The organism is Streptococcus sp. FSL R7-0248 (assembly GCF_037967965.1).
Lineage (GTDB): Bacteria > Bacillota > Bacilli > Lactobacillales > Streptococcaceae > Streptococcus.
In genome coordinates this window covers 1,003,053-1,016,746 of record NZ_CP150201.1, presented here as the reverse complement: position 1 = coordinate 1,016,746, position 13,694 = coordinate 1,003,053, and the positions used below count along the sequence as shown (strand labels likewise).

Annotated in this window: 11 protein-coding genes; 3 read left to right on the top strand and 8 right to left on the bottom strand. The window is 40.2% G+C overall.

Annotation, left to right across the window (positions count from 1 at the left end):
* Nucleotides 1-91 precede the first annotated feature (91 nt).
* The 3 genes from NYE32_RS04950 to NYE32_RS04940 form a co-directional block, all read right to left on the bottom strand.
* The gene (locus tag NYE32_RS04950) at nt 92-2,029 is read right to left on the bottom strand and encodes a DUF2207 domain-containing protein (RefSeq protein ID WP_339157111.1); all 1,938 of its coding nucleotides are present in this window, start codon (nt 2,027-2,029) and stop codon (nt 92-94) included.
* A 75-nt stretch (nt 2,030-2,104) separates the two neighbouring features.
* On the bottom strand, nt 2,105-3,373 hold the full coding sequence (locus NYE32_RS04945; RefSeq protein WP_156685371.1) for a dihydroorotase: 1,269 nt from the start codon (nt 3,371-3,373) through the stop codon (nt 2,105-2,107).
* 19 nt (nt 3,374-3,392) lie between these two features.
* Complete coding sequence (locus NYE32_RS04940; RefSeq protein ID WP_060971274.1) at nt 3,393-4,046, bottom strand: uracil-DNA glycosylase; 654 nt, start codon at nt 4,044-4,046, stop codon at nt 3,393-3,395.
* Nucleotides 4,047-4,258: 212 nt separating this feature from the next.
* On the opposite strand from NYE32_RS04940, the gene NYE32_RS04935 reads away from it, so the two are divergent.
* The 3 genes from NYE32_RS04935 (at nt 4,259) to NYE32_RS04925 (ending at nt 8,548) form a co-directional block, all read left to right on the top strand.
* Nucleotides 4,259-5,455, top strand: coding sequence for a cation diffusion facilitator family transporter (locus tag NYE32_RS04935; RefSeq protein WP_013990637.1), 1,197 nt, complete (start codon nt 4,259-4,261; stop codon nt 5,453-5,455).
* A gap of 229 nt (nt 5,456-5,684) precedes the next feature.
* Nucleotides 5,685-7,031, top strand: coding sequence for a DUF1958 domain-containing protein (locus NYE32_RS04930; RefSeq protein ID WP_110981296.1), 1,347 nt, complete (start codon nt 5,685-5,687; stop codon nt 7,029-7,031).
* A 191-nt stretch (nt 7,032-7,222) separates the two neighbouring features.
* Nucleotides 7,223-8,548, top strand: a complete 1,326-nt coding sequence (locus NYE32_RS04925) for a D-alanyl-D-alanine carboxypeptidase family protein (RefSeq protein WP_080612032.1) — start codon at nt 7,223-7,225, stop codon at nt 8,546-8,548.
* A gap of 41 nt (nt 8,549-8,589) precedes the next feature.
* On the opposite strand, the gene NYE32_RS04920 is transcribed toward NYE32_RS04925, so the two are convergent.
* The 5 genes from NYE32_RS04920 to NYE32_RS04900 all read right to left on the bottom strand — a co-directional run bounded on the left by NYE32_RS04920 (nt 8,590) and on the right by NYE32_RS04900 (nt 13,618).
* Nucleotides 8,590-9,441 (bottom strand): patatin family protein, encoded by an 852-nt coding sequence (locus NYE32_RS04920; RefSeq protein WP_156685373.1) that lies wholly within the window; start codon nt 9,439-9,441, stop codon nt 8,590-8,592.
* Nucleotides 9,438-10,058, bottom strand: coding sequence for an SGNH/GDSL hydrolase family protein (locus NYE32_RS04915; RefSeq protein WP_002890919.1), 621 nt, complete (start codon nt 10,056-10,058; stop codon nt 9,438-9,440). Before NYE32_RS04915 ends, NYE32_RS04920 begins: the two co-directional genes overlap by 4 nt.
* A 3-nt stretch (nt 10,059-10,061) precedes the next feature.
* Nucleotides 10,062-11,639, bottom strand: a complete 1,578-nt coding sequence (locus tag NYE32_RS04910; protein ID WP_156685374.1) for an AarF/UbiB family protein — start codon at nt 11,637-11,639, stop codon at nt 10,062-10,064.
* Nucleotides 11,640-11,656: 17 nt separating this feature from the next.
* Nucleotides 11,657-11,935, bottom strand: coding sequence for a hypothetical protein (locus NYE32_RS04905; protein WP_013990645.1), 279 nt, complete (start codon nt 11,933-11,935; stop codon nt 11,657-11,659).
* A gap of 246 nt (nt 11,936-12,181) precedes the next feature.
* Complete coding sequence (locus NYE32_RS04900; RefSeq protein WP_156685375.1) at nt 12,182-13,618, bottom strand: glycoside hydrolase family 1 protein; 1,437 nt, start codon at nt 13,616-13,618, stop codon at nt 12,182-12,184.
* Nucleotides 13,619-13,694 lie beyond the last annotated feature (76 nt).

Genomic DNA, 13,694 nt, shown 5'->3' with positions numbered 1-13,694 from the left:
TTGAACGAAGGTAATTCCCCGACAAACAAAAAGACACCCAAAATCATATAGACTGAGTGTCTCTACAAATAGTAAACTCCGACTAGTAGGCTTAGAAGGCACCGCCTCCGCCGCCTCCGCCACCACCAGAGAAGCCACCGCCTCCAAAGCCGCCACTACCACTGTTCGAATTGATAGAGAAGCTACTTACGCTATCTGAGGCAGAAACATAAGATTCTAGATAATTGACATTATTCATCATGATAAACGGTGCTGCTGAATAAGTAAACTCATCTAGAGATGGATTGCTGAGGTGGATGTTGTAACGCTTTAGGACATCACTAACTTTTTTCGCCTGTCCATAGAGTGTCGCATAAACCAAGATACGATTCCATAGGATAACAGATTCTAGTTCGGATTCTTTAAAACTAGGAATACTCTTAATCATATTTTTAAAGCTATGCCACTGGTAATAGGTTGAAATTTGAGTTGCATCAAGACATCTCTGACGACGTCTCTTCACTAAGTACCAGAATAAAATGGTAACTCCTGCTATAGGTAGAAGGCCAAGAATATAGTAAAAACCTAGTCCTGATCCAAAGGCAGCAAATAAGAACAAGGTTGAAAGAATACAAAGCACCATTGAAAGTACCAAAGCTGCTACTCCTAATATGTTAAATGTCTTTTCTTTCGGACTAAAATCTCTATAAATTTTAGGAAGTCCTAGCGCAAATTCCTCTTTTTCTACGCCTTTTGCTACTTGATAGCCGTCATTAGTGAATTGATATTTGACACGTTTTCCCTGAGAACGAATAGCTTCTCGCTCATAGCTTGTTCTAGCACTCTTAAATTGTTTTTCTAAGCCATCTTTATCAAGATAATAGCGTGAGAACATTTCCGTATCTCTAATTTCCATGCGACCATCAAACAACATATCTAAGAAAGACACTTCAAATGAAGAGAGACCTTCCTTTTCAATACGTGTCAGAATATTACTATCACCTTCTTGTCTATAGGTGAGATAACCTCTATCAATCAAATCAAGGATGGTAGCTTGCACCATATATTTAAACTTCAGAGGACCCGTTTCTTCTTTTAGACCTGTTTTGTCGAACGACTGATTATAAACATTCTTGGCTAGGACCAAAGGTGCTAAATCTTGAGGGACTTCATAAAGACGGGCATCTCGAGGGAAAGAAGGCATCCTAGTGCTATAAAGAACAATGAGGTAACAGAAAATACCAATAAGAACAAAGCTTAAGATTACAAGTGGTAAGATGACATAAAAAATGCGTCGAAAGTTTTCTTTAGATTTCTTGATATCTGCTTCTTTTTTTAGAAAGTCTGCCTTATTCGTCTTATTTAATAAGTAAGCCTGATTATTTTCTCGTAAAGCACTGGTCATCGGCCAGTAGGCGTGTAATTCCAATTTACCTGATGCTGGTAAATTGTCTACATGAACCTGATAACCTGTAGAAGTACGCCTAACCTGTGGGTCTTTTCCGAAATAGCCGGTGTGAGCGTAAAGCTCTCCTTGACTTGCATCTAGACCATCAACTGTGAAATCAACTTGTCCAAATCCTTTGTCCCAATCAGAGATAGGAAACCAATTTAAAACTGCAATATCTGAATATAGATTCAATAGGTGTTGGATCTGCCAAGTGACTTTGAGGACAACCCTATCACCATCTGAACCTGAATTATAAACTTTGAGTTTAACACCTTCATAGGAGTCTGTTTTTTCAACTGTAATATCTGTTTTTTCTTTCCCATTTACAGTTGCTGAAACCTTGGGGTCATCCATGATAGAATAACCACCAATTTTCCCCAAGGTTACATACTGACCTTTATAGTCACTATCAAAATCATAAGTCACTTCCTGAGTAAACGTCGCATTACCATCATCATGAATTGAAAGGTGACCAACATAGGAAGGCAGGCTATACTCTACCTCATCAGCTTTAACGTGCTGCAAAGACCATGGCAGAAAACAGACTAACAGAACAGTTAAAGTAACATATTTAACAAAACCTTTCAGTATCTTTTTCATCATTTTGCTCCTTAAAGGACTAAAAAAGCAGGTGCAACACCAAGTGTCTCAATGTGCCCTGCTCTGATCCCTTATTTAGGCTTGATAAACAATCTCACCGTCACAGATAGTGTATTTAACACTGCCCGTAAGCTCTTCGCCTACAAATGGTGAATTGGCTGCTTTAGACTTAAAGTCTGCTGTGACCTGACGTTTTTCCTTGTCCGCAAAAATTACAAGGTCAGCTGGTCCATTTTCAGCCAAATAACCAGCATCGAAGCCATAAAGATCAGATGGGTTGCTAGTCATTACTTTCAAGAGTTCCGTCAAGCTTAAGTGACCTGCTTCAACCAAGTAGGTCAATCCAAGAGATAGAGATGTTTCAAGACCAGTCATTCCTGATGGTGCTTTAGTCACATCATCGACATTCTTTTCATCTGCATGGTGTGGCGCGTGATCTGTGGCAATAACTGAGATGACTCCAGATTTCAACCCTTCGATAACGGCCTGACGGTCAGATTCCAAACGAAGTGGTGGGTTCATCTTGGCATTAGCACCTTTTGAGAGCAAGAGGTCTTCGGTTTTAGAGAAATGCTGCGGTGCCACTTCGGCAGTAACTTGAGCTCCAAGTTTTTGGGCAAATTCAACCACTTTTACAGATTCAGCTTTTGACAAGTGTTGAATATGAACATGTGCTTGTGTATCATAAGCAATCATGACATCACGCGCAATCATACTGTACTCAGCTACACCAGTTGCCCCACAAATATGGAATTCTTTTTTAGCAATATTTTCATTGAAACCGAGAATGCCATTAAGATCTGGATCCTCCTCGTGAAGGCTGATAAAGGTATTATTCTCCTTAGCTAGCTCCATGGCTTTTTTGACAATACCAGCATTGGTCAATGGAATACCATCATCTGAGAAACCAACAGCACCGGCTTCAAGCAAGCCCTTGAAATCAGTGATATTTTCACCATCAAAGTTCTTTGTAATAGTCGCAACAGACTTAACATGGATATTTTCCTTAGCTGCTGAAGTCAAGACTTCCTCCAAGGTTTCCTTGTCTGAAATCGTTGGATTAGTGTTAGCCATCATTACAACTGTTGTAAAACCACCTGCAGCCGCTGCCAAGGCACCAGTATGAATATCTTCCTTATGAGTTTGACCTGGCTCACGGAAATGAACATGGATATCCACCAAGCCAGGAGCAACCACAAGACCAGTCGCATCGATGACTTGAGCATCTCCAGCTTCGATGTTTTCGGCAATCTTAACGACTTTTTTACCACCAACGAGAACATCAGCTTGCGTATCCAAACCAGACTTAGGGTCTACAACACGACCATTTTTAATCAGTAACATAATCTTCCAACTTTCTATTTTACTTCAACCAATCAATTGGGGATTGGCCTTGAGATACAAGGTAGGCATTAGCTTTTGAAAAAGGCTTGCTGCCAAAAAAACCACGATAGGCCGACAAGGGACTCGGATGGGCACTCTCAATAATGGCATGCTTTGGATTGGTCACCAGAGCCTTTTTCTTGCGAGCATAGCCACCCCAAAGTATAAAGACGACAGGAGTATCCTTTTGATTGAGGACCTTGATCACAGCATCTGTAAAAGGTTCCCAAACCTGACCGGCGTGCCCATTTGCTTGACCAGCTGGAACCGTCAGACAGGCATTAAGCAAAAGCACCCCCTGCTCAGCCCATGAAGTTAAATCATGAAAGGGTCTAGGACCCAAATCTTCCTCTAACTCCTTAAGAATATTTTTCAAAGACGGGGGAGCAGGAAGGCTATCAGGTACTGAGAAGGATAGTCCCTGTGCTTGATGAGGCCCATGATAAGGGTCCTGACCAAGAATTACCACCCGCACTTCTTCAAATGGGGTCTCCAACAAGGCATTAAAAACCTTTTCACGTGGCGGATAAACCGTTCCCAGACTATAAACCTGATCCATAAACTGATTTATCTTTGAAAAATAATGATCTGGCAGTTCCTCTTTCAGAAGCTTGTGCCATGTCGAATGTTCCATAAAAACCTCTTTTTAGACTGTTTTACACCCTAAATTATACCATAATTTGTAGGGAATATTCGGAAAATACTGAAAAGCACTCTGATTACGAGGCATTTTCTATAAAGTTTAAAAAATGCGTGACTCCACAAGTTTAAAGGGCTTACAACCTTTAACTCGTTATAGTTTTATGCTATAATTTAAACTTGTATTTTAAGAGAAAAGGTAACCCTATGACTACGTATGAAAATTTAAGAGCAGCCAGACGAGGTCCTATTGTCAGCATAGCTGCCTACGTTCTTCTTACCATTGCAAAACTTCTAGCTGGACACTTTTTAAACTCTAGCTCTTTGATTGCCGATGGTTTCAATAACTTGTCAGATATTTTGGGGAACGTGGCCCTACTCATTGGATTGCACCTAGCTAGTCAACCAGCTGATGCAGATCATAGATTTGGTCATTGGAAGATTGAAGACTTATCAAGCCTAGTCACTTCCTTTATCATGTTCGTGGTAGGTTTCCAGGTCCTGATTCAAACTGTTCGAAAGATTTTTCTAAGAGAGGAAACAGTGGTTGATCCACTTGGTGCTACTGTCGGTATCCTATCTGCTATCGTCATGTGTGGCGTTTACTTTTACAATAAAAGACTTGCTAAAAAGCTGAAATCCAGTGCTCTGATTGCTGCGGCCAAGGACAATCTCTCTGATGCTGTAACTTCTATTGGTACCTCAATCGCTATCGTTGCAGCATCCTTCAACCTGACGATTATTGACTATATTACTGCCATTATCATTACCTTCTTCATCCTAAAGACAGCCTATGATATCTTCATGGAAGCAACCTTTAGTTTGTCAGACGGTTTCGACGAGAGAAACCTCAAGGCCTATGAAAAAGCCATTCTTGAGATTCCAAAAGTCACTAAGGTTAAGAAGCAACGTGGCCGTTCTTATGGTAGCAACGTCTATCTTGATATTGTGGTTGAAATGAATCCTGACCTCTCTGTTTACGAGAGTCATGCCATTACCGAACAAATCGAGGAGGTCCTCAGCAAGCGTTTTTCTGTCTACGACACTGATGTCCACGTAGAGCCCGCTGCCATTCCTGAAGATGAAATTTATGGTAATGTCCTTCACAAACTCTCTCGCAATGAAAAGATTATTCTGTCGAAAATTCCTGACTATGAAAATCTCTTGGCACCTGATTTCTACTTAATAGATGAAAATGGTCATCATCACACTCGTGAAGAAGTCATCGCCAATCAACAACCACTTCTCAATAACTTTGACAGCTTCAAGATGACATCTGTCAGCCAAAAAACGAAATTAATTAGTTATGAGTTGGGAGGAAATTTCCACACTAGTATCTGGCGTCGAAATGAAACCTGGTTCATGATTTACCACCAAGTGACAAGGATAAAAGATGAAAAGTAACGAGCGAGCAAGCTCGTTTTTTTCTACTTCCAACTATATTTGTGTAACATTCAATCAATTCTAAAAATTACATTAAAATGCCGAATGTTGGGAAAACTCTAACTTTTATATGTTATAATTAAGGTGTTTGTCACTACTGAATTTAGGGTTTTGACAGGCAAATGTTATTAATAGATAGAAATAGGTTCTGCCAGCTACAGAACCCCATAGATATTAAAGGAGACACATTGTGAAAAAGAAAATTGTTGCCGTCCTTTTAGCAGCTTGTCTAGCCCTAGCACCGAGTTTGTCTAGTGCAGATGAATTGATGGATATCACACGCGCTGCTGGTTATACTGAAGCCACTGAGGCCTATCGTCCCAAATCAACCCTCTTAATTGATGGCAATACCGGAGATGTCCTCTGGGAAGAAAATGCTGACGAGGTGCGTGACCCTGCTTCTATGTCTAAGGCCATGACACTTTATTTGGTCTTTGAAGCTATGTCTAAAGGAGAGATTTCTGAAGATACTGTTATCACAGCTACTCCAACCGACCAAGCTATTGCCGATATTTACGAAATTTCAAACAACAAGATTGTTGCGGGTGTTGATTATACCGTTTCAGAACTCATCACTATGACTGCGGTGCCTTCCTCTAACGTTACAACCGTGATGCTAGCCAACTACTTGACCAATAATGATCCTGATAAATGGCTAGACATGATGAATGAGAAATCTAAAGAGCTAGGGATGACCAATACCAAATGGTTCAACGCTTCTGGTGCCGTTGCTGTTGCCTTCAAAGGTTACTACAGTCCTCAACGTTATGATAACAACCAAACCAACCAAACAACTGCGCGTGATTTGGCTATCATGACCTATAACTTCATCAAGAAATACCCTGACATTCTCAAGTACACTAGCAAACCTGTTGTCACAGTTAAAAAGGGAACACCTTACGAGGAAACCTTTGAAACCTACAACTACTCTATTCCAGGTGCCAAATACGGAATTGATGGGGTTGATGGGTTGAAGACAGGATCTAGCCCAGAAGGTGCTTTCAACTATATTGATACCATCAAGCGTGGTGATCAACGTATGATTGCTGTCATCATGGGTTCTGGTGATTGGTCTGACCAAACAGGTGAAGAGATTCGTCATACCTTTGGTAATGCTCTCGTTGAGAAGATGTACAAAGACTTCTCTTACAAGAAAGTTCTTAGCAAGGGTGAACAAGAAATCGACGGTAAAAAATACAATGTCGAAAAAGACGTCTATGCCACCGTTAAAAAAGGTAAAGACCCTAAAATCTCTGTTAAAGATGATCACATTGTCATTGATAATGGTCTGAAGACAGTGTCACCTAATATCAAAGCTACTTCTGTTAAGGTAACTAAAGTTAAGGGGTGGTTCGATTTTGGAAGTGACCAAAAAGATAAAAAGGCTACTAAAACAACAGATAAGAGCCAACTCCCAGTTTATTTCTGGTTGCTAAGCCTTATCCCAGTTGGTCTCCTCTACTTGATTTACCTTAATGAAAAAGGACGTCGTCAAAAAGTTAAAGAACGTCGTCAAGCAAGACAAATCAATAAATAAAAGAAAGCGTGTCCATGACACGTTTTTTTTATCCCCTATTAAAGGAGATCACCCCAAGAATACTGATAAAATCACCAAAAACTATGCTATAATGGTACGATGTGACATTTTATTAGGAGACATATAACAAAAATAGATTAAAGGATGCCTTTTAAAAGAGCGTCTAAACGTTGTTACTAAGGAGATTATTTGTGAAAAAGAAATTATTTGGACTCTTCCTGGTAGCTAGTATGGCTTTAGCTCCCAGTCTGACGTCTGCTGACCAACTCGTAGATATTGCACAAAAAGCGGGCTACAAGGAAGCCACCGAGACATACAGACCTAAGTCATCACTTTTGATTGATGCCAATACTGGTGATATCCTTTGGCAAGATAATATCGATGAAGTCCGCGACCCTGCTTCCATGAGTAAGGCCATGTCCCTCTACTTGGTTTTTGATGCACTATCAAAAGGGGAAATCAAAGAAGACACCGTGATTACAGCCAAGCCTACTGATGAGGCTATTGCTAATATCTACGAAATTTCAAATAACAAGATTGTTTCTGGAGTTAAGTACACGGTTTCGGAACTGATCACTATGACAGCTGTGCCATCTTCGAATGTTGCTACAGTCATGCTTGCCAACTATCTCAGTGACAACGATCCTGACAAATGGATTGATCGCATGAACGAAAAGTCTAAAGAGCTCGGGATGACCAATACCAAATGGTACAATGCCTCTGGAGCTGGTGCAGCATCCTACAAAGGGTACTACACACCTAAACGTTATGACAATAACCATTCTAACCAGACGACAGCCCGTGATTTGTCTATCATGGCCTATAACCTTATCAAACATCATCCTGAAATCCTTAAATACACTAGCCAACAGAAAGTAACTGTCAAAAAAGGAACACCATACGAGGAAACCTTTGAAAATTACAACTATTCCTTGCCTGGTGCTGATTACGGCCTCAAAGGTGTTGATGGCTTAAAAACAGGCTCAAGTCCACGAGGAGATTACAACTACATCTCTACATGTAAACGTGGCAATCAACGTGTCATTTCGGTCATCCTCGGTGTTGGAAATTGGGAAGATGAAAGTAGTGAAAAAATTCGCCATGCTTTCGGTAACTCCCTCATTGAGAAGATGTTTAAAGACTATTCCTACAAGAAGGTCCTAAGCAAGGGTAAACAAAAGATTGGTGGTAGAAAATACGATGTCCAAAAGGATGTTTATGCTACAGTCAAAAAAGGACAAGAACCTCAGATCAGTGTCAAAGATGATTATGTCCTTGTAGATAATGGCTTAAAAACAGTCTCACCTAAGATTAAAGCAAGTACTGTCAAGGCAACTGAAACTGGCTTCTTCCTCTTTTCAGGCGGTCAGAAGGACAAACAAACAAGTAATAAGCATAACTTTATGAAACACTTTGCCCTGTTCTGCTTCCTCCTATTACCACTTTACGTGATCTACTTGATTTTTATCAATGAGAAAAAGCGTCGTCAAAAAACCAGAGAACGCCGTCAAGCTTGACAAATGAATAACTAAAAGAACGTGCTCAACCGAGCACGTTTTTAGTTATTTCCAAGAAAGGTTTTGAGATTAGACATATCATTACGCATTTGATCCAATCCTTCTTGGTAAATGGTTTCAAACTTTTCAGGATCTTTCTCCAAACGACTAACTTCAAGTGCGTGTTCTGGACGGATAGCATAAAGATTTCCAGTTTTTTCCAAAGCCTCTATCTTTTCAATACTCTTATTGTAGTGGATGTGGCGATTCGAAGCCACTTGGACAAATTCAGGATACTTGCGGTAAAAGAGCTTGTAGATTCGCTTACTCGTTTTAGATGGCTGTTTACGGTAGCCTTTAGGACGTGTCAAAACTACAATGAGTTTGTCAAAACCCAAATTTTCCATAAAATCAATAGGGAGACTATCAGACAGACCACCATCCATGTAGCGTTTACTCTTGTACTCGACAATTTCAGAAACCAGAGGTAGGGCGGAACTTGCACGAAGGGCTTCCATTTGCTCAAAGACATGGTCAATCTTGATATAGTCTGGTTTTCCGGTCTCAATATCTGTAGTGACCACATAGAAGGGAACACCTGAATCAGCAAAGGCCTCCTGATCAAAAACGTCCAACTCCATGGGAACCTTATAATAGGAGAATTCCTTATTAACGAAGTTACCTGTTGTCAGCCATGACCAGAAACTCATATAACGACGGTCTCCCATAAAACGCTTGTTGTAGCGAAGGGCTCTTTGGGGCTGGTTAGAAAGGTAATTAACACCAAAAAGTGCTCCAGCCGATACCGAAACAACGCCATCCACCTTAATACCAGCTTCTAAAAAGGCATCTAATACACCAGCCGTATATAAGCCACGCATCCCCCCGCCTTCGAGGACTAAGCCAACTTTCATTCTAAAATCTCCTTTATGATTGGTTCCGCAAGGACTTGATAACCTTGTGGACTCAAGTGCAAACCATCCGTTGTATAGTTGTCATTTAACTGTCCCATGTCATCAGTAAGGTAATCAAAAAGATCGACATAGGTCACACCGGGGAGGACAGCTAATTGTTGATTTAGCTCACGTACAGTCGTATTATTTCGAATCTTAACCTTAGAAGCATACTGTGATTCTTCACTAACTGGAAAGACACTCAGCAAATAGACCTCAGTAAAGAGGGATTCCTGACGAACTGTCATGATAATATCGGAAATACGAGTGACAATATCTCGAATAGGGTAACCTCTTCCGATGTCGTTAATGCCAATCAAGAGCACCAATTTACTTGGTTCCAAATCTAAGACCTGCTCTTTAAGGTGTTCTAAAAGCCAAACCGAGTCTGTTCCTGCAATCCCACGGTTAACAAGGGGAAACTCTCGACCCAAATATTTTTTCAATGCAAAAAACTCCGTGATGGAGTCCCCTGCAAAAACGATTTGGCCTTTGTCTAACTTTTGATTTTCATTCACAAATTTGGCTAAACGCTCTTCTTGATAAGCCACAAGCTCAGGCCTAGTTGTTTCAATCATACTTTATCCTTTTTTCTTAAATATTATACGCACTACTGTGATTAAAGCTAGAAAAGTTCCAAGTCCAAGAAATAGCCAGGCAAGATTTTCAAAACCTGATTTATTAGCCAAAAGGGCACCGGAAAGTAGAAATCCCAATGACAATAAGGCTAAAACCAGATTATTTAATACTTTCTCAAAAACTTTAATTCGACCCGAAAAGTTAATAAAATCATGGTTCACCACAATTCGTCCGTTTAAAATTTGCTCCAAGAGCTGATGCAGACGACGTGGAATGTTCTTCCCATTGCGAATCAGATAAAAGAGTTCAATCAAGATACTCTCTTTATTCAGGGCCTGCTTAAGCATATCAGGTCCCATATTTTCTAGGAAGTAATCCTTGGCCAGGGTCATAAGATCCATATTTGGCGCTAACTCTCGGAAAATCCCCTCAATTTGAAGCGAAGCCTTCTCCAAAATGGTAATTTGAGAAGAGGCTTTAAGATGATTTTTCTGGAAAATAGCCATCAAATCCTGCAGCAAATCTGTTATAGAGAGACTTCCCAAGTCAATACCAGAATAACGACCTAACATTTGCTCTACATCTTGACTTAGAACTGCACGATTAAGACCATTATCAAATTGTGTAACGGACAAGATGGCCTTGGTCATACCATCAACATCTTGTGCGGTAAAACTGTACAGGATGTCATTTAAGGACGCACGCATCCCTACTTCCAACTCCCCCATAATTCCAAAATCAATGAAATAAATCTTGCCATCACGTACCAACAGATTTCCAGGATGGGGGTCACCATGAAAATAGCCATCTTTGAAGACTTGCTTGATAAATGACAGCATAAGCTTCTTGCCCACATCTTCTAAGTCATAGCCAGCCTCAATCAGTTGGCTGTAGTGATTAAGCGGAATCCCATTGATGTACTCTTCGACTATGAGATGAGGTGTCGTGAATTCATCATAAACCTCTGGAACGCCCAGACAAGCCACTTGCTTATTGTAAGTCCTAAAACGTTTCATGGCCTCTGCTTCATTCCTAAAATCAAGCTCCTTAATTAAGGTTTCACGCAGATTTTCCAAAACCTCCTGAACATCGACCATGGGGATAAAATGCTTTGGTATATGCCGTGCAAGCTTAATGAGAAGCTGAATATCTTCCTTAACGACCTCATCAATACCGGGTCTCTGGATTTTTACAATCACTTCCTGACCAAACAATAATCTAGCTCTATGGGTCTGAGCGACAGAACCAGAAGCTAAGGGCTCTTCCGAAAAATCAAGGAAACTGTCAGAAAGCTCATTAGGTAATTCTTGCCTAATGGCAGTCATGACTTCCTCTTTATTCAAGGGAGGAACTGAGCTCTGGAGCTTTGATAATTCTTTGATATAGTTTTCTGGCAAAAGGTCAGAGCGCGTGGATAGGATTTGACCAATTTTAACAAAACTAGGTCCTAATTGCTCAAAGGCTTGGCGTAGCTTGACAGGTGTTGTCTGTTGGTCTTGAGGAAGATGCTTTTCACGATAAGAAAGGAGACCAACTGACGAGAAAACCTTCAACACATGTCTCAATCGTTTACTAGCCATTTTAGACTCCTTACATTTTATTTATTTTGACTGAGCAAAGCGTCAAGTTTTTCTTCAAGACGTTTCACATCATCCTTAGTCGCATACTCAACTGAAGATTTCTTAGCATCAAGTTTCGCTAAAAATTCTTGAGCTTCTTCCTTACTTTGACGTTTGAGCTCTTGTTCCAGTTCCTTACCTTCTTCAACAGTCAAACGCCCCTTTTCAACCAACTCTTTGACAAAGCTATCGGCCTTATCAACTGTCATAGCAGTCAACCCGATTCCAGCTAAGAGAACTTTTTTCAAATCATTCATGATCGTTACCTCCATCTAAGTAGGAAAAGCAAAGAGATAGACTCGCTACTTCTTCGGAAAATATAAGAACGCTTTCACACTTTTATTCTACCACTTTTTCAGAAAATATGTGGAATAACATAAACAAAATTACTGGGTATTGTAATACTTTCTTTTTACTCGTAGAAACAAAAATCCAGATACATTAAGGTTGTACTTTAATACTAAAAAAGAATCTCAAATATTTTTGAGATTCTTAACCATATTCTATTTGTAAAGGGCTTCACCATTGCTTTCGATAACAGACTTATACCAAACAAATGATTTTTTCTTATAACGAGCCAAGCTACCACTACCATCATCATTGCAATCAACGTAGATGAAGCCATAACGTTTACTGAGTTCAGCCGTTGAAGCTGATACCAAATCAATTGGCCCCCATGTCGTATAGCCCCAAAGTTCTACACCATCTTGAAGGGCTTCGCCAACTTGAATCAAGTGTTTTTGAAGGTAATCAATACGATAATCATCTTCAACTGTTGGACCATCTGGACTGTCAACGAGAACATCCTTGGCACCTAAACCATTTTCGACGATAAACAATGGCAACTGATATCGATCATAAAAGTCATTCAAAACTAGTCGAAGACCGATTGGATCAATAGCCCAACCCCATTCAGATTTTTCAAGGTAGGGATTTTCGACACCACCTAAGATGTTGCCTTTTCCAACCTTATAGTCTTGCGGATTGTGTGCTGTTGCCACAGACATATAATATGAGAATGAAATAAAATCAACGGTATTCTTCAAGATTTCTTCATCACCTGGAGCAAATTGTATTTCAATACCATTCTCTTTGAAATAGCGTTTAATATAGTTTGGATATTTCCCACGCGCATGGATATCTGAGAAGAGATAGTTTTGATTTTCAAACTCGTGAACAGCCAACTGATCCAAAGGATTAGCTGTCATTCCATAAGCTGGCATGGCAAGAACCATACAACCAATCTTAAAGTCAGGGTTGATTTCATGACCAATCTTGGTTGCTGAAGCCGAAGCGACTAACTCATGGTGAACTGCTTGGTAAAGATCCTGTTTAGAGAGCTCTTCCATCGGAGTTGCAATCCCACCTGACATGAACGGTGCGTGTAAAACAGAGTTCACTTCATTAAAGGTCAACCAATATTTGACCTTATCTTTATAACGTGTGAAGACTGCACGAACATAATTCTCATAAAAACCAATTAATTTACGATTAGTCCATCCATTGTACTCACGCGCCAAGTTGAGTGGTGTTTCATAATGGGACAAGGTTACAAGCGGTTCGATGCCATATTTGGCCAATTCATCAAAAACCTTATCGTAGAAGGCTAGACCTGCTTCATTTGGCTCGGCATCATCACCATTTGGAAAGATACGAGTCCATGCAATTGACATGCGGAAGACCTTAAAGCCCATCTCTGCAAAAAGTGCTATGTCTTCTTTATAACGGTGATAGAAATCTATACCTTCTAGTTTTAGATTATCTGGTGTTGGTTGATCAGTAATCAAAGGATTCAAGGCTCCGGGTTCAAAGGGAACACCGCCTTTTGGCGTTACATCCTGTACGGACAAGCCTTTGCCATCTAGGTTGTAAGCACCCTCAAACTGGTTAGCAGCTGTTGCACCACCCCAGAGAAAATCTTTTGGAAATGTATATGTCATCTTTTATCTCCTTACATTGTTCAATTTACTAATAGTATAACACTTAGAAAACGATTACACTTATACTATCTTATTG

Bases quoted from the DNA above. Each gene is read 5' to 3' on its own strand.
- NYE32_RS04950 (WP_339157111.1), bottom strand. From the start codon at position 2,029: ATGAAAAAGATACTGAAAGGTTTTGTTAAATATGTTACTTTAACTGTT.
- NYE32_RS04945 (WP_156685371.1), bottom strand. From the start codon at position 3,373: ATGTTACTGATTAAAAATGGTCGTGTTGTAGACCCTAAGTCTGGTTTG.
- NYE32_RS04940 (WP_060971274.1), bottom strand. From the start codon at position 4,046: ATGGAACATTCGACATGGCACAAGCTTCTGAAAGAGGAACTGCCAGAT.
- NYE32_RS04935 (WP_013990637.1), top strand. From the start codon at position 4,259: ATGACTACGTATGAAAATTTAAGAGCAGCCAGACGAGGTCCTATTGTC.
- NYE32_RS04920 (WP_156685373.1), bottom strand. From the start codon at position 9,441: ATGAAAGTTGGCTTAGTCCTCGAAGGCGGGGGGATGCGTGGCTTATAT.
- NYE32_RS04915 (WP_002890919.1), bottom strand. From the start codon at position 10,058: ATGATTGAAACAACTAGGCCTGAGCTTGTGGCTTATCAAGAAGAGCGT.
- NYE32_RS04910 (WP_156685374.1), bottom strand. From the start codon at position 11,639: ATGGCTAGTAAACGATTGAGACATGTGTTGAAGGTTTTCTCGTCAGTT.
- NYE32_RS04905 (WP_013990645.1), bottom strand. From the start codon at position 11,935: ATGAATGATTTGAAAAAAGTTCTCTTAGCTGGAATCGGGTTGACTGCT.
- NYE32_RS04900 (WP_156685375.1), bottom strand. From the start codon at position 13,618: ATGACATATACATTTCCAAAAGATTTTCTCTGGGGTGGTGCAACAGCT.